At 41.5% G+C, this 20,759-nt stretch carries 25 protein-coding genes; 5 read left to right on the top strand and 20 right to left on the bottom strand.

Going from position 1 to position 20,759, the window contains the following annotated elements:
• Positions 1-95: 95 nt before the first annotated feature.
• From B4U84_RS32255 to B4U84_RS29675, 5 genes are read right to left on the bottom strand one after another with little or no spacing between them, the layout of a single operon-like run.
• Entirely contained in the window at positions 96-242 is a 147-nt protein-coding gene (locus B4U84_RS32255; protein WP_510650826.1) for an AbiTii domain-containing protein, read from the bottom strand.
• Positions 242-2,422, bottom strand: a complete 2,181-nt coding sequence (locus B4U84_RS29685) for an Eco57I restriction-modification methylase domain-containing protein (RefSeq protein ID WP_207391037.1) — start codon at positions 2,420-2,422, stop codon at positions 242-244. Before B4U84_RS29685 ends, B4U84_RS32255 begins: the two co-directional genes overlap by 1 nt.
• Positions 2,392-3,525, bottom strand: a complete 1,134-nt coding sequence (locus B4U84_RS31365) for a type IIL restriction-modification enzyme MmeI (protein WP_207391038.1) — start codon at positions 3,523-3,525, stop codon at positions 2,392-2,394. Before B4U84_RS31365 ends, B4U84_RS29685 begins: the two co-directional genes overlap by 31 nt.
• Before the next feature lie 3 nt (positions 3,526-3,528).
• The gene (locus B4U84_RS29680) at positions 3,529-6,933 is read right to left on the bottom strand and encodes a DEAD/DEAH box helicase family protein (RefSeq protein WP_131121513.1); all 3,405 of its coding nucleotides are present in this window, start codon (positions 6,931-6,933) and stop codon (positions 3,529-3,531) included.
• A gap of 35 nt (positions 6,934-6,968) precedes the next feature.
• Positions 6,969-7,217 (bottom strand): helix-turn-helix domain-containing protein, encoded by a 249-nt coding sequence (locus B4U84_RS29675; protein ID WP_131121514.1) that lies wholly within the window; start codon positions 7,215-7,217, stop codon positions 6,969-6,971.
• 289 nt (positions 7,218-7,506) lie between these two features.
• Between B4U84_RS29675 and B4U84_RS29670 the strand changes: the two genes are divergently transcribed.
• Positions 7,507-7,929: a CoA-binding protein gene (locus B4U84_RS29670; RefSeq protein WP_131121610.1), complete on the top strand. Its 423-nt coding sequence runs from the start codon at positions 7,507-7,509 to the stop codon at positions 7,927-7,929.
• On the opposite strand, the gene B4U84_RS29665 is transcribed toward B4U84_RS29670, so the two are convergent.
• The 7 genes from B4U84_RS29665 to B4U84_RS29640 all read right to left on the bottom strand — a co-directional run bounded on the left by B4U84_RS29665 (position 7,892) and on the right by B4U84_RS29640 (position 11,915).
• Positions 7,892-8,227 carry a hypothetical protein gene (locus B4U84_RS29665; RefSeq protein WP_131121609.1) on the bottom strand — a complete coding sequence of 112 codons (336 nt, stop codon included), beginning with the start codon at positions 8,225-8,227 and terminating at the stop codon, positions 7,892-7,894. The genes B4U84_RS29670 and B4U84_RS29665 overlap by 38 nt on opposite strands.
• A gap of 64 nt (positions 8,228-8,291) precedes the next feature.
• Positions 8,292-8,486, bottom strand: coding sequence for a hypothetical protein (locus B4U84_RS29660; RefSeq protein WP_131121608.1), 195 nt, complete (start codon positions 8,484-8,486; stop codon positions 8,292-8,294).
• 418 nt (positions 8,487-8,904) lie between these two features.
• Positions 8,905-9,039 (bottom strand): hypothetical protein, encoded by a 135-nt coding sequence (locus B4U84_RS32035; protein WP_278248369.1) that lies wholly within the window; start codon positions 9,037-9,039, stop codon positions 8,905-8,907.
• Between the two features lie 41 nt (positions 9,040-9,080).
• The gene (locus tag B4U84_RS32250; RefSeq protein ID WP_242677756.1) at positions 9,081-9,353 is read right to left on the bottom strand and encodes a hypothetical protein; all 273 of its coding nucleotides are present in this window, start codon (positions 9,351-9,353) and stop codon (positions 9,081-9,083) included.
• Between the two features lie 334 nt (positions 9,354-9,687).
• Entirely contained in the window at positions 9,688-10,482 is a 795-nt protein-coding gene (locus B4U84_RS32245; protein WP_131121611.1) for a DNA cytosine methyltransferase, read from the bottom strand.
• Positions 10,483-10,659: 177 nt separating this feature from the next.
• On the bottom strand, positions 10,660-11,154 hold the full coding sequence (locus B4U84_RS29645) for a hypothetical protein (RefSeq protein WP_131121607.1): 495 nt from the start codon (positions 11,152-11,154) through the stop codon (positions 10,660-10,662).
• A complete protein-coding gene (locus B4U84_RS29640; protein ID WP_207391046.1) occupies positions 11,151-11,915 on the bottom strand; it encodes a hypothetical protein in 765 nt (254 codons plus the stop codon). Before B4U84_RS29640 ends, B4U84_RS29645 begins: the two co-directional genes overlap by 4 nt.
• 276 nt (positions 11,916-12,191) lie before the next feature.
• On the opposite strand from B4U84_RS29640, the gene B4U84_RS29635 reads away from it, so the two are divergent.
• On the top strand, positions 12,192-12,530 hold the full coding sequence (locus B4U84_RS29635) for a helix-turn-helix domain-containing protein (RefSeq protein WP_165490406.1): 339 nt from the start codon (positions 12,192-12,194) through the stop codon (positions 12,528-12,530).
• A gap of 28 nt (positions 12,531-12,558) precedes the next feature.
• Positions 12,559-12,825 (top strand): hypothetical protein, encoded by a 267-nt coding sequence (locus tag B4U84_RS29630; protein ID WP_131121604.1) that lies wholly within the window; start codon positions 12,559-12,561, stop codon positions 12,823-12,825.
• Positions 12,826-12,993: 168 nt separating this feature from the next.
• Here B4U84_RS29630 and B4U84_RS29625 read toward each other — a convergent pair whose 3' ends face one another.
• From B4U84_RS29625 to B4U84_RS29590, 8 genes are all read right to left on the bottom strand, one after another.
• The gene (locus B4U84_RS29625; protein WP_510650825.1) at positions 12,994-13,209 is read right to left on the bottom strand and encodes a 4a-hydroxytetrahydrobiopterin dehydratase; all 216 of its coding nucleotides are present in this window, start codon (positions 13,207-13,209) and stop codon (positions 12,994-12,996) included.
• 45 nt (positions 13,210-13,254) lie between these two features.
• Positions 13,255-13,503 (bottom strand): endonuclease dU, encoded by a 249-nt coding sequence (locus B4U84_RS29620; RefSeq protein WP_131121603.1) that lies wholly within the window; start codon positions 13,501-13,503, stop codon positions 13,255-13,257.
• An 18-nt stretch (positions 13,504-13,521) separates the two neighbouring features.
• Positions 13,522-13,791 carry a hypothetical protein gene (locus tag B4U84_RS29615; protein WP_131121602.1) on the bottom strand — a complete coding sequence of 90 codons (270 nt, stop codon included), beginning with the start codon at positions 13,789-13,791 and terminating at the stop codon, positions 13,522-13,524.
• 79 nt (positions 13,792-13,870) lie between these two features.
• Positions 13,871-14,581, bottom strand: a complete 711-nt coding sequence (locus B4U84_RS29610; RefSeq protein ID WP_131121601.1) for a hypothetical protein — start codon at positions 14,579-14,581, stop codon at positions 13,871-13,873.
• Positions 14,582-14,745: 164 nt separating this feature from the next.
• Positions 14,746-15,153, bottom strand: coding sequence for a hypothetical protein (locus B4U84_RS29605; RefSeq protein ID WP_131121600.1), 408 nt, complete (start codon positions 15,151-15,153; stop codon positions 14,746-14,748).
• Between the two features lie 7 nt (positions 15,154-15,160).
• A complete protein-coding gene (locus tag B4U84_RS29600; protein WP_131121599.1) occupies positions 15,161-15,913 on the bottom strand; it encodes an antirestriction protein ArdA in 753 nt (250 codons plus the stop codon).
• 112 nt (positions 15,914-16,025) lie between these two features.
• Positions 16,026-16,730, bottom strand: a complete 705-nt coding sequence (locus B4U84_RS29595; protein ID WP_131121598.1) for a hypothetical protein — start codon at positions 16,728-16,730, stop codon at positions 16,026-16,028.
• Between the two features lie 59 nt (positions 16,731-16,789).
• A complete protein-coding gene (locus B4U84_RS29590; protein WP_026719007.1) occupies positions 16,790-16,978 on the bottom strand; it encodes a hypothetical protein in 189 nt (62 codons plus the stop codon).
• Positions 16,979-17,112: 134 nt separating this feature from the next.
• Here B4U84_RS29590 and B4U84_RS29585 point away from each other — a divergent pair, with 134 nt between their 5' ends.
• The gene (locus tag B4U84_RS29585; protein ID WP_131121597.1) at positions 17,113-17,571 is read left to right on the top strand and encodes a hypothetical protein; all 459 of its coding nucleotides are present in this window, start codon (positions 17,113-17,115) and stop codon (positions 17,569-17,571) included.
• 2,174 nt (positions 17,572-19,745) lie between these two features.
• Positions 19,746-20,138, top strand: a complete 393-nt coding sequence (locus tag B4U84_RS29580) for a helix-turn-helix domain-containing protein (RefSeq protein ID WP_131121596.1) — start codon at positions 19,746-19,748, stop codon at positions 20,136-20,138.
• Positions 20,139-20,759 lie beyond the last annotated feature (621 nt).

Raw genomic sequence — 20,759 nt, 5'->3', positions numbered from 1 at the left:
TCCTTAATTTCACGCATCGCATAATACAAGCGCTCATACTTGTTTGCTACTTCACTTCGATAATTTGGTATTGACTTCTCCTGAAAATAGCCTTTTCACGCAGAATAAATCCAGTTTTGAAACTGTGTTACATTCAGTTTTTTCGCCACAAGACTTGCTTTACTCATAATATCAAGAACAGATATTGATGAATCTAGTACATCTCTTTGAAGCCCTAAAACTAGAGAATTGTAATTACTCATCATTCCTCATCCTCATTATCACGTCCCATGCGATATTTAATATCATAGTTAATAATGAAATCTAGCTCTTCATCAGTAAAACCATAGTGTTGGGCAAGAACACGGTCTATATCGTCAAGAATGGGTTTGGATTTCTGAATTTTGAAAGATTGAGTTTCGGTTATACCTGTTTGTTGTTGGTTTCGTACTTGCATTGTGCTATTTTTTTTTAAATCAGTTATATATCTTGAAGCAAGAAACACAAGTTTTTTATCAGATAAGGTAGAAATTGGAATTGGGAAGTTTTGAATATCATAAGGGTTTAAATCACGGCAATTTGAAGTAACTGTGTACCACCACCAAAATGTATTGCTGCTAAGAACTGCAATTACTGGTCTTATTATCTCTGGCTTTAATAATGTGAACGAAGTTTCTCGCGTGGAATGTCCCTGAACATTATTAACATTGAATACAGGTGCGAAATCAGTAAAAACTTTCCAGTACAGTCCACCTGTAGTTCTGTAATAGACGCGATAATTACTATTTGCTGCGAAATCTTTTAATAAAGTTTTTATAATAAGGCATTTTTTCAATACTGAAGATTCAATTTCATCTCCTATCTTTGGTATCCAAAAAGCGGGTCTTTGGTGCTGAACCTCCATATAATTAATTTTAAACATGAGTCCTTCTCGGCTATCTGAAGTCCATTTTTGATAGTTTGTCGTGAAAGTTTTTTCTTCTGAAGAAGATGTAACAGTAAAAATTGTTAATGCTCGATTTACAGTATCAAAGAGTTTTGCAGGTCGCCATGAATAATTCGCATACCAAGCATTTCGTTTATCTTCTAAAAGTTCTTGTACAACTCTCATTCTTTGTGTAGACACAATTGATAGAGGCAATATCATGCTCATCATTCCATTAGTTGATAGAACTTGTAAACTGCGCTCTATACACATGGCATGTACAGCTTTAGTATTACTGCATTTAAAAGTATTAGGAGAATAGCTAATTTGCCTTTGTTCAAGATATGGAGGGTTTCCGATAATAACATCAAATCCACCCCGTTTCATAATTCCATAAAATTCAATAAACCAGTGGAAGGGCTGATGACTATCTTTCCATCTTTTAAAACGCGCCGATTGTTGAGATAGTCCCATTTCATACTCATTAGACAAATATTTATCAAGTCCTGCCCTTAACTCGTGTACATTGGTATACAGTTCAGATTTTTTACTATTAATAGCACTACCGTCAATCTGTGCAAAAACTTGTAATCTGCGAAATTCTTGAAATATTTTATCAACTTTCTGGGCTTTTGCTTCAATGCTTTTAACTATACTGTCATCAAATACTAGCTTTAACTGCCCAGAGTTTTCTTTATTAACAGCTTCTCTAACTTCATCTAGTGAAGTAAAACCAACTAAAGTATTTCCAGCACGAATATTAAAATCAATGTCTGGTAATGGTTCAATACCTATATTGGGCTTTTTATAGTCAGCTTCAATTTGAGAGGCGAGTTTGAGGTACAAACGCAACTTACATATTTCAGTTGCTTCCTGCATGATGTCTACACCATACAGATTATTAATAATAATGCTTTTAAGAATGAAGTATTTTCGGTTGGCGTGTAAATTTATTTGTGCAAGAACTTCTTTAAAATTTTCTAGAGTTTGAGCAGCATTTTTATTAGCAGGAACAAAGCCCTCATCTAAGAAAATTTGCATTTGCTCAAGGCAAGCTTCATACAATGGTTCTAAAATATTAAGGGCAGCAAATAAAAATGCTCCTGAGCCACAGGTTGGGTCAAGTAAAGTAATTTTTGTAATAGCCTTATAAAATGCCCATACAAGCTCTGGGTCATAGCAGTTTTCAATGACATCCTGAGCCAACTGGCGCATATTGAGGTTGTAAGTGATTAAGTCATTAGCTGAGTTAATTTTCCCATCAGCTATCTTCTGCCGTAGCTCTAAACATTTTTGACGACGAGCTATGTGTTCACGCCATGTTTCTGTAGGTAGTGCATAATCTGATTGAGCAGGTTTGTTCCAATCATTGCGTTTGGAGACATCATTAATGCCAGCCTCAATATCTTTTGGTAGCTGGAGGTTTACACCTTTGAGGACTGGTTCGTAGATGTAACGGTCGGGGTCTTCACGCAGGAGTTTCCAAGCTATGCCGTCTTGCTGGAATAGGAATTGCATATGTGACTCTCTACTGTTTCAAAAATGAAGGGAATAATACAGTTTTTGCTGATGTATTCAGTAATATCTTCTTTGGTGTAATAAGCACCCATTTGTTTTTGGTTGGTGTACTTCTCAAAGATGTAACCAAGCACATCTGGATTAATTTCTTTTTGACTGCGTAGAGGGCGGTCGTCCAAATGCCAATCGTAGCTGTCAAAGAAGTCGAAGATATTTTCAAACGCTTTGTCTAAAATGTGGATATTAGGGTTAATAACTTCTAGTGGGTGGATTTCAAACAAACCACCGTTGAGATAGGGTACTTTACCTAGCAGTTTCTCAAGTTCAGGTGTACGTTCTGGTTTACCTAAACCTTCATGGCACAATCTGAGAAGAAAGTAGCGATAAAACGTATGGAACGAATCTCTACCATGTTCTTCTTGACATTTTCTCAACCTATCACAGAGATAATCAGGATTGCCATCCAAAAACTTCTTTTTCTGCATGAAGTATATGAACATCAAGCGATTGAGCATTAATGATGTATACCATTCTTTATCTGATGCTGAATTAATACCATCAATAAATTCGATAAAATCAGCGTGTTGCTTTTTGAAATCTTCGTAGAACTTTTTAGTTACTCTATCTACATCAAAAGCTCTCCGAGCGCGTCCTGTGACTTCTGGTAACGTTAATGATTCCTCTTCTTCTAGAGAAAATGCCAAGGTTTCTAGCTTTTGTAGGAGTAAATCACCAGATTGATTAATGTGAAAGCGTTGCTCACGACTAGCTAATGGTTTATTTTTTTCTCTGCGTACCCACTGCCACACTTGCTCTTGCTGTGCTGAGTCAGTGTAGATAATTAAATGTTCACGAGTATATTTGGTAATCTCCTTGTCTATTTTGCGGCGGGTCGCATGGTCAGGTATATTTGCATTACCCTGGCAGTGGTAAACAACCATGCCACACTTTTGCGCGATCGCTTCTAAGTTATAGTCATTGTTATTGACTGCTAGAAATATGGGGGCAATATCAGCATTATTCCAACCAAGTTCTTCAATAAATAGAGAAAGGAAATCAAAATTTTTGAGATAGTTCCGCACTTGCTTTTGGTTGATTTTCATAGTTTATACCCCCTGGAATAGCCCTAATGAACAAATGATTTGAGCTTCCCGTAGCTCATCTTCTGGGTTAATGACACAAAGCGTGTCATCGTCTCGCAGAGATACAACCATAGCCGCAAGCTGTTCGTCAGTTATCCCACTTTTTAACTGACGGTTGAGTTTAGTCATGGCTGTTTCACGCAATGGATAGCGATAAATTTCTTCAACAGCTTTCAACAACGTTGGCCAATCCTGTGTTAATGCCAACAGTGGGGTTTCTTTTTCTACTTTTTGTATATGGTGGCTAAGTCGTTCATAAGTTCTAGCACGGGCGCTTCTGGGACTCCCTAACTGACCGCCGCTACTTTTTTGTTGCTCAATAATCAGATTAGAACCCTTATTTACCAAATCATGATGTTGTAGATATCGTTCAATGGCGGGAGTATCCCTGTTACACCTTGCTATTTTGAGAATCCGCATTTGGGATTGGGTAACACTCTTACCATCCTTATCTACCCAGGATAGAGCATCTGTCCCGTCTGCTGTTCGCAGATACATTAGTACACCCTCTGGGTTATTTTCATCGGGCTGATGGTGGCGAGTGGAATAAACCACATTGGGCATTTGCTCAATTGTCTTTTTCAGTGATGGGTCAGCATCAACAGCGTTTTGCCAGATTTGTAGAGCTTCAGAAGTCAGATCAACTTCACCATCATCTTCTTCATCCAAAATTCCCGACTTTTCATGGTAAAGGTCTACAATTGCCTGGTCTGCACTATCCTCAAAGAACGCTTCATCTGTTCCTACTACGTCTGCATTTTCTTGCAAGCGTTGGCGTAACCTTCCACGTAGGTTGATTAATTGCTCTACTCCATCTGCTGGTAAAAATGAGTAGCAAAGAATTTCTTCTGCCTGCTGACCAATTCTGTCAACCCGTCCAGCCCTTTGAATAAGCCGGATGATTGCCCAAGGGAGGTCATAGTTCAAAATAATGCGACAATCTTGCAGGTTTTGTCCTTCACTCAGTACATCAGTGGCAATTAAAACCCTTAACTCTTTTTCTGGTGGAATGGCTTTACCATTACTTTTAGGGCTAAAACACCAAGCAATAGCAGTAGGGTCAGCAGAACTACCTGTTGCCGTTGCCACTTGGGGAATGTTTCTATTTCCTAATGCTTGTTCTAAATAACGAGCAGTATCAGCGAACTGGGTAAAAATTAATATTTTTTCGTTGGGATATTCCTTTTGTATTAACTGCAATAAAGCTCCTAATTTCTTGTCTTTGGTAGAGTCCCAATTTCCACATTGGTTTAGTACACCAATTAAAGCTTGAGCATCAGCAATCAGGTCACGTTTTAAATCTTTTCTAAATAAATTAGGGCGCAACCACTTAAAACGCTTGCGATAATGAATTTTATATAGTTGATATACTGATGCTGCCTTTTGTTTATAATCAGTTTCTTTTTGCTCTATAGATGTTAATGCTGTTAATTCAGGATCATCCTGACTATCATCATCTTGGGATTCTAAATCTGCATTCAAGACAGCAACTGAATCAGCATCTTCATCACTATTGCTAGTGTCTAATAAATCTGCATCCTGTGTACCAATGGGTATATCTTCACCTTGCTCAATAGCATGAAGATAAACATAATTGCGTAAAATATGACGCTCTAATGATTGGATAAAAGCAACACCACTGCTTTCTAATCGCTTGAATAAATTAGTCTGACAAAAACCCATCAATCGCCTTCCAGCCCGTGATAGCCCATCTAATATGCGCTGTTCTTCTGGGGTGAGTGGCAGCTTAGGTTTAGCGATCGCATAGTTACCTAGTCCATATCGAGGTAGATTGAGGGAATTAATAACGTCTACTACATCATCTGAGTAAAGTCGTGCATAAGGGTCTGATGCTATACCACCAATAGCAAAGTTAGCTGTCTTGGGGATGCGAGTAGGGAAATAAGAACGAGTTCCATCAGGGAACTCTAGATATTTACGACCTGTTTGCAAGTCAGTTTTAGAATAATTATCTTTGATAAAACTACGAGTCCGGCGTACCATAAAGAGACTCATTAGTTGCTGCCAGTCTTCCGGGTTTCTACTTTTTTCAAAAGCAGCTAAAGAGCGAACTGGTGTTTGTGAATACTGACACTTGAACTCATTTTCATTACCAAGTTCTCGAATTAAAGCTTCAGGCTTAATACCTATATCCTTGCTTTCAGGAACAAACAAGCGTAATTGTGATGACAGGTCTAAATATGTTTTATTGTAGGGAGTAGCAGTCAGCAAAATGCAGCGACTTCCACTTTGTTCTATATATTCTTTAATATCTGCATACCTTTGTCCTGTACGATTTCGCAAGTTATGACTTTCATCAATTAGCACCAACCGAAAACGTGCCGGAACATTTGCTAGTTCCTTGCTAACTCGACTAATGGACATGACTTTGCCCCTTAGTCCATATTGCTCAACATAGTTCTGCCACATAGAGACTAAGTTTTTTGGGCAGATGATTAAGGTGCTGACTCCAAAATCTTCTTCGCAGATTTTAGCGATCGCAGTACTGACTAAGGTTTTTCCTAAACCAACTACATCACCCACCATTACACCACCACGCTTGTTTACACGGTGAGCAGCAATGCGTACTGCCGCTTCTTGAAATTTAAGCAGTTTAAAATCAGATGGAACTTGATATTGACTTAAACCGTCTCGCGCCTCTTGAGACAAATGGTAAGCCATTTTCAAATAGATGTAATATGGCGGTATTAACTGCTCCCTTGCCCAGCTTTCATCAATAATTTCAGACAATTCTTGAGAAATATCTAAGCAAAACTTGTCTTCCCAACGCTCATCAAACCAATCTTGCAGCTTTTTAGTAGCATCATGGTCTGTAACATCAATATTCAGTTCTCCCTGTCCAGAAAGACCTGAGAAAGTTAAATTACTACTGCCTAAAAATCCAACTGCCGGAAGATTATAGTGATTTTGAGGAATAATGTAGAGTTTGGCATGAAGGAGATGACGTAGGTAAAGTTTTACTATCAGCTTTTTTGATATCAGCTGCTGTTTTAGTCTTTGTAACCCTTTCTCATCAGCATTGCTTGGTATCCCCATCATAAGTTGCTGACGGAATTCTTGAGCAACCCTTTTTCTCAATCGAGTTACTTCCCCTTGGTCAATTGGTTTTTTAGATGCTCCCAAAGCTAAGGTTTTGTACAGTTCATCTTTAGGAAGCTTTTGCATTCCAACCAAAAGCCGACAGCAAGCCCCTTCATGACCTGCATAATGTTCAATTAGCGTGTCAATTTGTTGCCACCCTCTAAGGTTAAAATAGCCCACACAAAAATCAGAACGATTCGAGACTTTGAGCGTCTTGTTAAGTGCGTCTAGCAAACGTTCATTTATATTGTCAAAAATGCGTGGCATTCTAAATTCCTTTAGTTAACCTGTTTGCTTTCTTGCTACTTCTTTAAGTAACGCTCCAACAAATCCTGACCCTCGTCGCCCATCTTTTCCAACATTCCCTCAATCTTCTCCATCGCCAAGGGCGACGGCGTTGAGCGTCCATTCTCCCAACGGTTAATCGTGGAATAAGTAACGCCTAGAGAAGCTGCAAGCTGTTCTTGCGTTAGTCCAGCCAAAAGCCGCAGATCACGAATGATCTGCCCCACCTCTGGCTGATTGATAGCCAAGGGTTTTTTGATAGTCATTTAATGAAAGAAACTTAACCCACTAGCTTAAGTAGCGGATGCTATATTATTTGCTACATATTAACCATGCGAAATTGAAGTATTCATCAGTGAATACCCTTGATTTGTGTTTTTGGAGTAAAATTTATTGCTTTAATTAAGGGAATTTTTTAAGTGATGTTGAACTTAAGTTCTTAGAGAAAAAGTTGCTAGGGAGTGTGATCGCCCACCCCCACAACCGAGGAGCGATCGCACCCAATAGCGATTTGTGGCCTACTATCTTCAGTAACACCCAACTGAGAACCGCTATATGCCTCTCCTCAAAAGAAATGATAGTGCCATGCGTGACGTGTTGACTCATGCCAAAGTCATAGCCGTTGTTGGTCATTCTGATAAACCTGAGCGCACCAGTTATCAAATCGCCCAATTTTTGCGGAGTGTAGGCTATACCGTTTACCCTGTGAACCCTACTGTCAAGGAAATTGATTGTCAGCCGAGTTATTCTTCACTGCAAGAAATTCCGGGATCGGTGGATATTGTTAATATCTTTCGCCGTTCTGAGTATTTGAGCGAAATTGTTGATGAAGCAATAGCCATCAACGCCAAAACTGTATGGGCGCAACTGGGTGTTTCCAACCAACAAGCAGCACAAAAAGCCCTGGATGCGGGACTAAATGTGGTTATGGATGCTTGCATCAAAGTTGAGTATCTGCGATTGGGTCTGGTCTTGTGATTCCCAGTTCTTGAAGTTTAGTTTTCACATCTTCCCAACAAGTGCCGCAGTAGTAATATTTTTTATCTTTGATATCAGCAATATAAAAACCTTGCCTGCCCCCATTTATCCTAAAAAGCTCAATCGCAACTTTCTTCATGGAAGTGCCAAAGGCTGCAAATAAATCTTTTTGCTCTAGCCAGGGTGCATTAAACCAATTAATAAATGGTTCACCCTTCGTAAAAGCCCAACCATTGCCACGACGCTCGACAATTCGACAGTAGACTGGGTAAAAAATCGTTGTGTCTGAGTCTGACATAGCTTATCCTGACTACAATATTTAAGTAAGAAAGCCCCTAGCAGCAACTAGGGGCTATTGTAAGTTAGTTACGGTCGTCTTGGGACTCGTCTTGTGGTTGGTCAACCACACCCTCTAAGTCGTTTTTTACGACATCAGAGTCTACGAGGTATATCTCGTCACTAACTTGATCGCGCTTTTCCCATTGACTTAGTAAAGTGCGAATAAAGATTTTGACGGGATAAAAAAACCCTCGATGACCGTTACGTTTTTCACTCAATTAGTTAACCTCCTTTATTTTTCTAGGGTTATTATGGGGAATAAAAAATTCCCCATACTTATTATTTAATCATAAATAAATACCTATTTTTTATATATAAATAATGATATTCTTATTAAGAATAATTATTTAATTGACTTCAACTTATCAATAATAAAATGTCAAGAATTTTTTCAATAATTACTAACTAAAAAAGCCAACAAAAAAACTAACTCAATTTTAGAAATAGTTGGGACTGCTGAGTACAGGAGAGCGATCGCCCCCTACAGATCCAGCATCACCGTTGTAATCGGCTAAATAGAAAGATGCCTCCTGTCAAAAAACAAGGAAGCATCACATCAGTGTTTTGACTTTGGCGACTTCACCATTTACAGTACAATAGTACTAAATTGTGGCGCGATCAGAAAAAGGCAGATACTCAAAATTCCCACAGAACTATTTTGATGAGGTGATTCTCGGAAGCGATCGCCTCAAGTACAGCATAAATAATACTCATAGCGATTTTCGAGCAAGCAAACAAGCGCGATCGCTTCCGCGGCTCATGAAAGAGCATCGCCTTCCAAAGTAATTGCTCTATTGTTAGTTTTCACAACATCAAACTTTATTTTTTGACTTTGATTTGCGAATAAAACTGATTATTTCCTCAATTGGGACACCACGAGAACGCATATCCTCAATTAAGGGAATCGCACCAACAGGAATACTGCCAATACTCCGCCCCTTCCATTCGCCATCTATCTTTTCCTCCCAGTTAAAACCCCAGCGCCAATGCTTCGGATTATCCGGGTCACGTTTGTCACCTATTACACGCGGATAAGAAACAATACGACCATCTTTTAACTTCTTATTTTCAAGGTACTTATACAAACAACCCTTACGCTGTCTGCGTTTTGAAGAGGGGGATCGCGAACTACTGCCCTTGTTTTCCTCTAAGAAATTTTCGAGTGTCCATCCACACACGCCGCAACCATCATTTAAATTCAGTAGTGATTGGTTGCAACTGGGACAAGTACAAGACCCAGTGGAGGGCGATGCTCCATAGGAGCCGCTACGCGAACGCGTGGGCGCTTCCTTGTTTTCCTCTAAGAAATTTACTGGTTCTAGACTACACATGCCACAGCCACCGCTTAAGTAAATATGCTGTAATTGGCACTTAGGGCAAAGTATGAGAGGTTCGCTTATTTCCTGTGTACGCTCGATATCAGATAAGGGAGTTGAGGTAGAGGACACGGCTGAGTGCAATACTGGCGACTCTAGGATCGAGTAAATTTCCTGCTGCTTGGCGCATTCTTCTAATAGTTCCGTTGCCGCTTGGCACTCCGAGGGGTCGAGCCAGTTCAGCGGGATTGCGTACCACTCGCAGAGGATAGCCGGGTTCAACACTTCGCCTTTTTGCAACAGCCCTTGCTTTTTGAGCCATGCTTCTTGCTTGGTCTGTCCAGGTGGCCGCCCTTTTCCAGCAAAGCTCAAGGCTCCTGGAGACGGCAACCAGCAATACTCGCTCTCTAATGAAGGGAGCGGCACAGTGTCCACTGCTGATAGTAATCCATTCCGCATCATACCCGCACTCGGAAAGCTGCTGTAAAATAAACCGGAAGTAACTGCGCTCATCACTTGGGGAGTAGGGACAGGTGAGCAAGCCTGGTACATTTTCAATGGCTGCAAACTTGGGCTTTGCGTTTCGGATGATTCGCAAAACTGCGGGGAAACAGTCTCGCTCGTCGGCTGCCCCTTTCCTTTCTCCTTCAACTGAAAAGGGGGGGCAGGGTGGCGAAGCTGTGATGAGGTCAATTCCTCGGAGTTGTAGTCCGTAGCCGTCGGTGCAGGCAAGGGATTTAACACAGTCGTAGTTGTGTACACCGGGGTATCGCTTGGCGAGGATATCACAGCAGTATTCGTCGATTTCTGCGACTCCAACAAGCTTAAATCCGAGTTGCAAGCCTGCAAAACAGAATCCTGCCCCAACTCCTGAGCAGAGGTCAAGTTGTCTGAGCATGTATCCGTGATCGCCTCCTTATCCTCTAAGAATTTTTTGTAGTTCCAAGCCTGTAACTGTTTTAGGGTATATTCGCAACTTCGGCCGTTTTCCCAAGTAATCGTAATTTTCCTGTGTACACTCGATATCTCACCAACTTTGCCACCAGGGGTAATGATTTTATCGCCTACTTGAAATTTACTCATCATCTCCTCCCAAGTAAGCTTTCCTCATTGCTGACCACGATTGCGGGCTGATAGCCTCTATTTCAACTTTTTGCTGTTGTACCTCGCGGTTGTCGTAACTAGTGCGATCGCGTTGTCTCAAGCTTTTTGCTACGGCAGTTTGGTTAATCTGTTCCTGAATGAGTGCCACCTTATTGAGGGTTGTCTGTCGCCAATTTTCTCTTTCAATCCGGTCTAACTCTTGGCAAATCGCCGACACCAGCCGCATATCAATTTCATCCTCTAGGTGCAGATAGTTGGAACCAGCGCTGCAACCAGGAGCTTGACAAACAGGAAGGCGATCGCGGTCATAGTTGTAACCAGAGATGACCAAGCGGACTAAATGCGGCTGTACCTTGCCTGTATCTTGGCAGCAGAAACACTGCCATTGGGGATGCCAAATTTCTTTTTCGTATCCTGGCTCATCTTCGCGGCGCATTGGTTCTGGGGGAAGTTGTGGCAATCTCATGACTCAGCCCCCCAAATTAAATTATTGGCATTTGCCCACCTAAAAAATTCCTCTCGTTCTTTGTCACGTTTCCCACTCTCATAAATAAACGTTCCAAAGCCCAAGGAACGGATTTTATCCATCCATTCTTGGTGGCGGGGGTCGTTCTCCCATTTGCTGTTAGTTGCGGCACCACTGGGGGTTTTTCGCCACTGGGCGGCTAACTCCTCAAAATTGGACTCGATCCACTTGAGCGGTAGTTCTGGCGGTCTGGGAAGCTGGGCGGCTTTTTTCTTCCCAAATTCTAAAAAACTCTCTCTCTCGCCTTCTGAGAGAGAGTTGATAAAAGATTGATATAAATCTTGAATTAAATCTGGGGGTTCGCTACTTTCCGCTTGTTGTGAGGGTTTTAAAGATTCATCGTCCGGTTTTCCGGACACCTGTCCGGAATTTCGGACACCCGTCCGGTTTTCCGGACACTCATCCGGTTTTCCGGACACCTGTCCGGAATTTTGGACACCGTCCGGAATTCCGGACGAATCACCTAAACGTTTGATGTGTATTTTGTGAGGTTCAGATAGCTCTATTTCTCCCTCTTCTTCCAATTTTCCCAACGCTTCCCAGAACGTAGAACGGCGCATATCAAAGAGTTCACGCAACTCTTTTGTATCAATAAATCCTTCCCAGCCAGTTTTAAAGCGAATGCGAACCCAAATCTTTAATGCACCTTTGGCTGTGAGGTCATTAGATTTATAGAGAGCGATCGCATCGTTGAGTGTCATTCGGTAGTGTTGCTCTATCACAGCTGCACCCCCTTACTGGTTGCAGCTAGCACATCATGTCCGCCGAAAAATCCGTCCTTAGACGTTTGAGAAAACTTTTGATTTGTCATATTATTTCCACAGGTTTGAAAATTCGCCCTGGTAATCTCTAGTTGCCGGGGCTATTTTGTTTTCGTGCTAATATGAAAGCTGAGGAATACTAAATCTAATCTTATTAGAGGAAAGTATAACCTCGCTTATAAAAATAGCATGTTTGTATAAATAAACATCAAGACAATGGTTACATTTTGTAAAGCTCTGAACGATACCATGACCGCATATGGAATTAAAGGCGCGTGGTTAGCTGAGAAAACTGGACTGACAGAGCAAACTATTTCTAATTTCAGGGTGGGACGGAACCAGATCAAAAGCGACAGCCTAGAAAAGCTTATAAGCGCACTACCACCAGATGCGCGTGATTATTTTTTTCAACAATTGAACCCAGTAAATCGAGATTTAAAATCTTTAATTCTCCGCGCTAGTAATGACGAAAAAGCAGAGATATTGCGAATTATGGCAGCTTCTTTAGCCTCAGCCGTAAAGACTGACAACCAAGACTTACCTATGGCAGTATAAATGAGAACGTTAAGAGAGATTTAAGGGTGTGGTTGTCTCAGACGATTTAAAAGAAATAATGGAAAAGACTGATCGCCTGAACGCAGAAGATAAGGCGAAGCTGGTAAAGCACCTGCTGGACGAACCGTCGCTAAACGTAACAATTGGAAGTAGTCATTTTAACGCAGATACAGTATATCAAATTAACCTCGCTTCACCAGATCAAATCCCGGCGATACTGAATGCGATCGCCGATAAGATTTCCTCGCTCGAAAGACGGGGTGCAGTCAATGGAAGATTCTTAGAGGAAAAGTAGGGGCGATCGCTTCCGCGTACCGGAGGTTTATCGCCTCATTAAATCTACAAAATACATCCCCAAGCGGTTACTTGCCCAGGTGCAGCAGATGGAGCAACAAAAAGCATCAGTGCGGGAAATTTTGATGTTGTTGGGGGTGGTGGAATGAGGGAGCGATAAACCTCCGCTCTAGTTAGCAAATTCAGTAGTGATCGCATCGGTCTTAGCTGCCATAATGAAATCGTTGCGATGCAGTCCTTGAATCGCATGTGTCCACCAAGTAACTGTGACTTTGCCCCATTCGGTAATGATGCGCTGCTGCAAGAATTGGTGGTGATGGTGTAGTGATGGCGGGGCGATCGCTACTCCAAATTGGATGCAGCCAGAGCGATCGCATAGATTCAAGCGAGGATTTTTGAGGAGAGCGATCGCCCAATCAATTTTTTTCTTCTACGCCGAGCTTGTGCTTTCTCCTTGAACTACAGCAGATGTAATTAAATGTGCCAAACGTAAAGCCTCTGGTACTTTGCCGCAGTCAGTTAAGCGTTGAAGCACCTTGGCTACCACTGTAGGTTCTTCACCACTGACTTGGAAGAAAAAAGGTGAATAGTCATAAATCGTACCCGCAAGCTGTAAAAGTTTCTGTCGCTGTTGAAAACGAATAGTACGATTGAGTTTTAGTAGAGATTCGAGTTTCATCAAGCTGTTGTTTGGTGGCTAGAGAGTCATTTCGTCAATGCGCTTGACCCTAATAATTAGCTCACCCCCCAAGAGTTCAACTAGCTTTTTTACAGTTTCAAACCTTGCTTGTTCAGGATTGCGGACAGCCCTTCTGATATTAGTGCTGTATTTTTTAGCAAGTTCAGCTGGACTAAGTTCTGGATATTCCAGCTTGCCATATTCAACAGCTAGCTGGTAGTATGACCAGCCCTTTTGTTCCATCAATTTTTCAAGTGCGTTTTTTTGCTCTGTTGGTGGCTCGGACACGAGAATAGTTAACATATAGTTTAAAAATAAGCTTTTCTATTTTAGATGAGCAGCTGCTCACAACAGCTGCTCGTGTGATTTAAAAGGGTTCTTTAAGTTCTATTACACGTTGAACCCAAGCAGGAGCTTTTTTGCCATTACTAGGGGATAAGTTGTTAAATTCTTGACGTAGTTGTTCTGGCGTGATGTCTGGTAATTGAGTTACAGCCCAAGCGATCGCATCCTCCGGTGTCTTCCAATTTCGCCACACTTCCTCATTTGATGGTGGCAAGGGCGTTATCACCACATCTTCCGGTGGGTCGTAAACTGAAGCCCTAATTATGGTTCCGCTTTCCTCGTCATCCCATCCAAAGCCGCAAATAGCCAGGGTTGCCCGTCTTCGTGCCTGAGTCTCAGCTTTTTTAAGCGCGTTGGCCTTACGGTCAGGTGTGGTTTTGCCGTACTTATCCACGATTGAAGCCGCGCCAGTTGCTTCCTCAGTGCGATCGCCCCTTTTGGCCTCCACTGTCACAATCCACATATCCTCTAAGAATTCACGAGACTTAACGTAGATGGAGATTCCAAAGCGATCGCGTAGCTGCGAAGCTCCTACAGAATTGATATAAAGCTTAAGTTTTCCATCACTTTCAATGTAATCGAATGGAAAACTTAACGGGTCAAACTGGTAAGCACGGCACATTTCCAAGTAATAAAGCTTTCGCTCTACAGCTGTCAGCACAGATACACTGCCGTTATTTTCCTTTACTTTCTCAAGGGCTGCTGGTTGATTACGGGGTACTAAATTGCTCATAGTTTTTGAAATTCTTAGAGGAAATAAGGAGCGATCGCGTGGTGGTCGTTTTTTGCTCCGTGTTAATATGAAGTTGCCCGAATAATTCAAAATCTTTGGTCGGATGCTAATTTTTCGGGCTACCCTCTCTTATGGCTGTGGGTTGGCAGCCATTAACTAGTAAGTTAATATTTTGTATTCATGGTTAAATTCAAGGTTAATTGTTTATAGTTGACTTCTTTGCGATGTTCGCGCTTTATCAAGTCAAAAGCGTAATGAAGATGATGTGTAAAAATCCTCCAATCTCTTGGAACATTTACATTAAGTGAATCTTGGATATCTGCGTAATCATCAAGTAATTTACCCAGTTCAATCATGTGTGAATAGGCATCAAAAGCTAGTTCGTTAAGTTGCTGTTTAATTCTGCGTTTGGTGCTGGCTTTTGCTTTTATCCAAAAAATGCTATTTCTCACTTCTAGATATTGTTGAGATAATGCGATCGCTGTTTCTAAATGCTCCTTTGCAACTGCTAATTGTGAATATTTGGGAAAATAATTGAGGGATACTGATAAAGCACAATAAGCTGCTTGCATATTTGTTTTAGTGCCGATTAAAAATGTAGGTTTCTTTATATCCAACTTCTACCGAATGGTACGAATCGATAAACCAATCACGAGCGATCGCACTCCAATCAATGTAAAATTCATTAATTCCGATTTCTTCCAACTTTTTTAGAGTGCCGCACTCATCCCACATTTGATAAACAAAATCTTCTTTGTCTTCATACTTGCCCAAATAACGCTCTTGGAAATCTTCTAAACTAGCATCACTGCTGTAATATTGGTAGTAAACAGCAAAGGCTTTACCATGTTCTTCTAATAAATTTGCTAGTTCTGAAACACGCTTTATATCTTCGCATTCATCAAGTTTGATACCCTGCCAGTTTTCATAATCATGTATCGCCCATTCTTCACACGATTCATCGTCTGCCACAGGCGACCAAGAAAGCATCCATTTAATATCTTCTTGAATTTCGTTACTGTCTTGGGTTGCATCAATCCAAAGTCCGTGTAAATGCCCGTTATTGTAAGCCGATAAGCAAGCAACATAAATTTTAGGGGTGTTTTCATCGCTACATTCCCGCTCATGCCTGGGGAATGGTAGACGGCATTTTAAACTACTAACAATTGGGAAACTAATAGTGGGAAAATTTACCTGAGCTAATTTAACGGCTAATTCTAAAGCCTGATAATCAATTTTTTCAGCAATTAAGATTTTACCTATTTGCTCAAAACCATAAAGTTGCTCTTGTATAGCTAATGCTTCTGTTTCTGAATTGAAAATTAATTGCATTGGTCGGATGCCTTTAAATTCTGAGAGAATGAATGAAGGGAAAGGAGCGATAATCTACTTTTGTTGGGGCGATCGCTCTGGTTGAAGAGAAAGCGATCGCAGTTGTTTTTATTTACCAATCTTCGGGGATTTCTTCTAAAAACTCTTTTTCATAGAAGGATTGTTTTGTTTCTTCTAAAAATCTTTCTCTGCGTTCTGTGAATTGATATTCATATTGACGTAGAGTCTCGCAACCAAGGTATTTCCACGCTGCAAATATATGTTTGTCGGGTAGTTGTCCCTGAGTGGTGGGGTGTAACATCAGATGCTTTGTTGCAACTACATCCTGGTCAAAAGCTTTTTGTAATCCACTATAGGCATGACAAGTACAGGTGATTTCATATTGATATAGTTTTACTTCGTAAAAATCCCCAGTGTTGCCCATTGCAATTAATTCGTCCCAGTTGTCCCCCGGTTGCAATTTATAAGGGTCGGCTTTTTCCCAAGAGCGATTAATTAAAACTTCTACATAATCAGCTTTTGATATGAAGCGAGAAATTCCACGAATTTTGATTAGTTGGCCACGCTTCTCAATCTTGTTGGGAATGTGGAGATAAACAAAATGCTTATAAACGTCGATAGTTGCGTGGTCAATTCCCACTTTAATTTGTTCTGGCGACCATCCCCACTTTTGCAGTAAAGCTTTGGTATTTTCTAGACTGTAAATGTGTCGCAGTGCGTAATTTTCGCGGCTGTTTTCGTGCAATAAAGACTTGTGAAAATTAGAATAACTGTAGTTAGTCCGAGTATGTGCTTTTGCTGAAAAATTGTTTGTCATGGTTATTATCCTCTTTAAAACTGTTTTTTTAGTCCCGGATAAACCGGGGAACTAATTATTTAGAAGGGAACGTGAAAACAGTTAAAGAGCATTTGCACTGTATCTGGACTTAAAAGCAATTCACCGTTATCATCAGTTTTACAAATTAACCGCAAACTACCATCTTCTATACAAGCCCCAGTAACAGAAGCCCAAGCTTGAAGATGAGGAATGTAAATAGATACTGGTGAAACATTTGCTGTTTTCATTGTTAAAATCCTTTTAGTTATTTAATCAGTTGCCGGGGTTGCTGCCTCGGTTTTTTCATATCTCTATTATAGCTATTTTTAACTATAAAACAAGCTATTTAAGGCTATAATTATATAAAGATTAGGATAAGAAAATGCAGATAGCTTTTACAGGCCCCAGGCAGCTAACCAAAGCCCAGGAACATGATATACATGAGGATTTTGCTTACTTTATTAGCAACCACACCGCAGATTGGCATGTAGGAGACGCACCAGGGCTAGATAACTTTGTGCGGCAGGCTGCACCCCATTACAACAAACAGCTAACCCTATACGAGATCGAAGGCAAGCAAAAATGGCATTTTGCAGCACGTAGCAAGCGGATGATTGATGCGATCGCAGACCTTGAAAATCCTTGGCTGTATGCCTTTCCTAATAAACCCTGCCCAGATCAATGCAAACCTTGCAAAAGCCCCAAGGGCGGCGGCTCAGGCACTTGGCTGACGATTGCTTACGCCAAATACCGGGGCGTGCAAATCAGGATATTTCCTTTGGATGCGATCGCCCTTCCCAGCTGGTTGGAGCCAGAATGCAAGCAACTAAATTTGTTTTAGCGAGTGACAAGCTATGGAAAGCATAGAAAGCTTTAACAAAACTTTACATTATAGCTAAAAATAGCTCTAGTTATTATAGCTATTTTTAGCTATAATAAAAGAGTGGAAGAAACGGAAACGAGGATGCCCGGAGGCAATGACGAAGCAGCTGTACGGGAGCTGTGGAGGAAACGACAGGGAGCAGTAGGAAACGAAAGCCACCAGCTATTGAATTACTGCCCGTACCAGTAGGCCAACAGCTGAGGTTACAACCGAGAAACAGGATTTTAAGACACTCGGTTGCTAACTCCCACCCGCCAGCAAGCGATCGCCTCAAGTGTCAGCCATTCCCCTTTGATCGCAGGTGAAACAGCCGTAAGTCGTGATGTTGTGGCTAACTGACTTTCCGCTCGCTGGCAACCTTATTTTCTGATGCCTGCGGTTCACTTGCACCACAACAGACCACAGCAGCCACACAACAGCTAGCAACTGCTGACTAATGACTAATGACGAATGACTAATCACTGATTACTCTTGAGCAGCCAAAAATGCAACTAGGCGACGAGCTAGGCCAGCACACGTAACCGCCGCGTTGCCGCAGCAGTTTTTTTTCTTTGCTGTGTCTAGCTCGTCGGGCTGGCTCAGGGAAAGTTGCATTTTTGGCTGCCCCCCGCGATCGCACTCATGCAATTGTTAAGCTCTCCGGCGGTGTAAAAACGTGCTACATTCAGACGCAAAACCTGGTCTTTTAGTCGTACTACAAAAGTTACATAACGAGAAATATTTACAAAAGTTTATAAATCAGCAGTAAGCAATAAGTAAGAAACTCTGTCACTTGGCGTAGATCGAAGGTTCGTGCCACCAAGTGCAGCCTATGGCTATAAACCTTATATAGCAACAGTTACAGAGATTGATACGAGATTTAAGCGCGCTCGCAAAAAGATAAGTTGCACAAATACTTTTTCTAGTGCAGAGACAGTAAAATAACTTTGCCTAAAACAGAGCTTGGAGTACCTCGAAGTGTGGGTGTCAAAGTGTTATCGCTCCGTCTCGAAACTAAAAAACATTGCCTAAAATAAGACAAACTAGGCAATGTTATCATTTGTATTTCTTATCAATTAACCCTTAAAAATCGGTCATTTTTACAAAACTTTGCAAGGCTGCACCTGGTGACACGAACCTTCTATTTACGCCCACTTGACAAATACAAAAGTACTACTAATAGGCGATCGTAGGATGTTCGACCGCGCAAGCTTGTTGCTCAGAATTGGCTTAAGTCTGCTTCAGATAATGTCAACCAATACTTGTTAACAACTTTGTTGAGGATAAGTGTCAACTGACGGTTTGCTGAAGTCCGCTTGAGTCAGTTCTGGGGGAAACTAGGGCAACTCGAAGAAGATGCTATGTACATTTAATCTTTGCTCCTAGTTACGCAACCTGTTTATTTTCAGTGAATGCATACTAAGTTAAATATGCGTCCACTGATATTTATCACTTCATCAGTTCATCTTTGACTTCACATCTACCACTATGAGCTTCATAGTTAAAGCCAGGGGCTTTAATCCTTTGGTATGCCCCACAAGCGGAGGTTTTGATTATCCAAGCGTTGCCCATAAGAAGGATTAGGGGAATAGTGACATACCAAAAGCTCAGAGGTGGTTGTCTTTGGTTCTTGGGTTGTGGCAGCTGTTCTTTGTTTTTATGTCTTGATAGAATCGTCATAGGTTTATAAAAAGTAAAGTCCCGGTCTTCCTGTTGTTGGAGTCGGGGGTTTTTTTTGAAACAACCAGGAGTTTTAAAACTGGTTGGTTATTTAACTGTAATTCTTATACTGCAAGCTGTCTAGCCATCATGCACTGTCATTAAAATACATAGCAGGTATAACTTTAAATAGCAGTGCTGCTATGTTGTTTAAATACACATCTGCTATGTTGATTTAATACACAGCAGGTATAACTTTAAATAGCAGTGCTGCTATGTTGTTTAAATACACATCTGCTATGTTGCCTTAATACAGTTAAAGAATACTCACACTAAGAAAATAAAAAAGCAGTTTTAAGAAATGCAAAATAAGAAAGTGAAGTTAAAAAAGGGTCAGATCAAGTAGAGGTAATTGAAGGAAGGGCGCGGGGGGTATCTATATAAGTTTATTCAAATATTATTGGTAATTTCATAAGTTAGACAAATATATAAATATGCAAGAACAGATCCGTCCTCGAAAAAAACCGAAATGTCCTGAAGAATGGAAACTCCCAACAGATGCTAAGGAACTGAAAACTCCAGTTTTTGTTCGTCCTTATCTAGATGACTATGGTTTGAATGTCTATGAGTTCCGAATACTAGCCCATGTTGCACGTAGAGCATCAGGGGTCAGGGGTTGCTATGCAAGTCAGGAAAGCATAGCGGAATTTTGTGGCATAAATCAAAGAAAGGTTATGGAAGTGTTAGAAACACTGTGTAAGGCCAATATACTTAGTAAAATAAAAAACAATAAAGGACGTACTAATATTTATCGAGTGAACGAACCCAGCAAATGGGAACATCCAAGTAAGCTAGAAAGTTTTCGTACAGGAAAAGCAGAAACTTAGGCGATCGCTTGTTTTGCTGTTGTCCCAAAAAAAGGGCCCGCAGGCCCAACGAACTAGCCAGCAACAACTAAACGAAAGCGGCCCAGACGAGGACGACCGCGCCACACCCGCACAACCACAGCAGGAGACAAGCACGGAACCGAAACCCGCCACCGCCGACCAACCGCACGAACCGCAAAGTAAGTATCCGACTCCCCGAAGAACCGAACACCAACAGCAGCAGCAAACCGCAACGCCGCCGCCTCAGAACCGAACGAACAAACACAAACCCAGCCAGAGAACGAACGGCCAGACGGACGAACCGCCGCAACACCAACACCAAACGACTGAGCAACAGAAACCACCTCAGCCGCCAAAGGAGCGGGACAACCAACAAAAGAAGAACGAACAACAAACACGAGACAAACTCCCAACGAAAAGAACCAACCAGGAAACACCCCGGCTATTTTTTTCAAGCGGAGGGGGTCAAGGGTGGTGGATCGGGGTCTGGGGTGTCCCCAGATAAAAAATGCGAAGCAACATTATTTCCACCACTTGCGAAGCCCTTGACCCCCGTAGCCATAATGGAAAAGCCGGGGTAGCCTCAGTGGCGACTGAGCGCTCCCCTTGGGGCGGGGGGGG

Origin of the sequence: Westiellopsis prolifica IICB1, assembly GCF_004323185.1 — a bacterium.
Classification (GTDB): Bacteria; Cyanobacteriota; Cyanobacteriia; order Cyanobacteriales; family Nostocaceae; genus Pelatocladus; species Pelatocladus prolificus_A.
This window is presented reverse-complemented; position numbering and strand designations above follow the sequence as displayed.

What these genes read in the sequence shown, in the direction of transcription:
- B4U84_RS29680 (WP_131121513.1), bottom strand. Translation starts at nt 6,933, where the DNA reads ATGCCACGCATTTTTGACAATATAAATGAACGTTTGCTAGACGCACTT.
- B4U84_RS29670 (WP_131121610.1), top strand. Translation starts at nt 7,507, where the DNA reads ATGCCTCTCCTCAAAAGAAATGATAGTGCCATGCGTGACGTGTTGACT.
- B4U84_RS31365 (WP_207391038.1), bottom strand. Translation starts at nt 3,525, where the DNA reads ATGAAAATCAACCAAAAGCAAGTGCGGAACTATCTCAAAAATTTTGAT.
- B4U84_RS32245 (WP_131121611.1), bottom strand. Translation starts at nt 10,482, where the DNA reads ATGCTCAGACAACTTGACCTCTGCTCAGGAGTTGGGGCAGGATTCTGT.
- B4U84_RS29640 (WP_207391046.1), bottom strand. Translation starts at nt 11,915, where the DNA reads ATGACACTCAACGATGCGATCGCTCTCTATAAATCTAATGACCTCACA.
- B4U84_RS29600 (WP_131121599.1), bottom strand. Translation starts at nt 15,913, where the DNA reads ATGCAATTAATTTTCAATTCAGAAACAGAAGCATTAGCTATACAAGAG.
- B4U84_RS29610 (WP_131121601.1), bottom strand. Translation starts at nt 14,581, where the DNA reads ATGAGCAATTTAGTACCCCGTAATCAACCAGCAGCCCTTGAGAAAGTA.
- B4U84_RS29665 (WP_131121609.1), bottom strand. Translation starts at nt 8,227, where the DNA reads ATGTCAGACTCAGACACAACGATTTTTTACCCAGTCTACTGTCGAATT.
- B4U84_RS29645 (WP_131121607.1), bottom strand. Translation starts at nt 11,154, where the DNA reads ATGAGATTGCCACAACTTCCCCCAGAACCAATGCGCCGCGAAGATGAG.
- B4U84_RS29635 (WP_165490406.1), top strand. Translation starts at nt 12,192, where the DNA reads ATGGTTACATTTTGTAAAGCTCTGAACGATACCATGACCGCATATGGA.
- B4U84_RS29605 (WP_131121600.1), bottom strand. Translation starts at nt 15,153, where the DNA reads ATGCAAGCAGCTTATTGTGCTTTATCAGTATCCCTCAATTATTTTCCC.
- B4U84_RS29580 (WP_131121596.1), top strand. Translation starts at nt 19,746, where the DNA reads ATGCAAGAACAGATCCGTCCTCGAAAAAAACCGAAATGTCCTGAAGAA.
- B4U84_RS29675 (WP_131121514.1), bottom strand. Translation starts at nt 7,217, where the DNA reads ATGACTATCAAAAAACCCTTGGCTATCAATCAGCCAGAGGTGGGGCAG.
- B4U84_RS29620 (WP_131121603.1), bottom strand. Translation starts at nt 13,503, where the DNA reads ATGAAACTCGAATCTCTACTAAAACTCAATCGTACTATTCGTTTTCAA.
- B4U84_RS29685 (WP_207391037.1), bottom strand. Translation starts at nt 2,422, where the DNA reads ATGCAATTCCTATTCCAGCAAGACGGCATAGCTTGGAAACTCCTGCGT.
- B4U84_RS29585 (WP_131121597.1), top strand. Translation starts at nt 17,113, where the DNA reads ATGCAGATAGCTTTTACAGGCCCCAGGCAGCTAACCAAAGCCCAGGAA.
- B4U84_RS32035 (WP_278248369.1), bottom strand. Translation starts at nt 9,039, where the DNA reads ATGCTCTTTCATGAGCCGCGGAAGCGATCGCGCTTGTTTGCTTGCTCG.
- B4U84_RS29595 (WP_131121598.1), bottom strand. Translation starts at nt 16,730, where the DNA reads ATGACAAACAATTTTTCAGCAAAAGCACATACTCGGACTAACTACAGT.
- B4U84_RS32255 (WP_510650826.1), bottom strand. Translation starts at nt 242, where the DNA reads ATGAGTAATTACAATTCTCTAGTTTTAGGGCTTCAAAGAGATGTACTA.
- B4U84_RS29590 (WP_026719007.1), bottom strand. Translation starts at nt 16,978, where the DNA reads ATGAAAACAGCAAATGTTTCACCAGTATCTATTTACATTCCTCATCTT.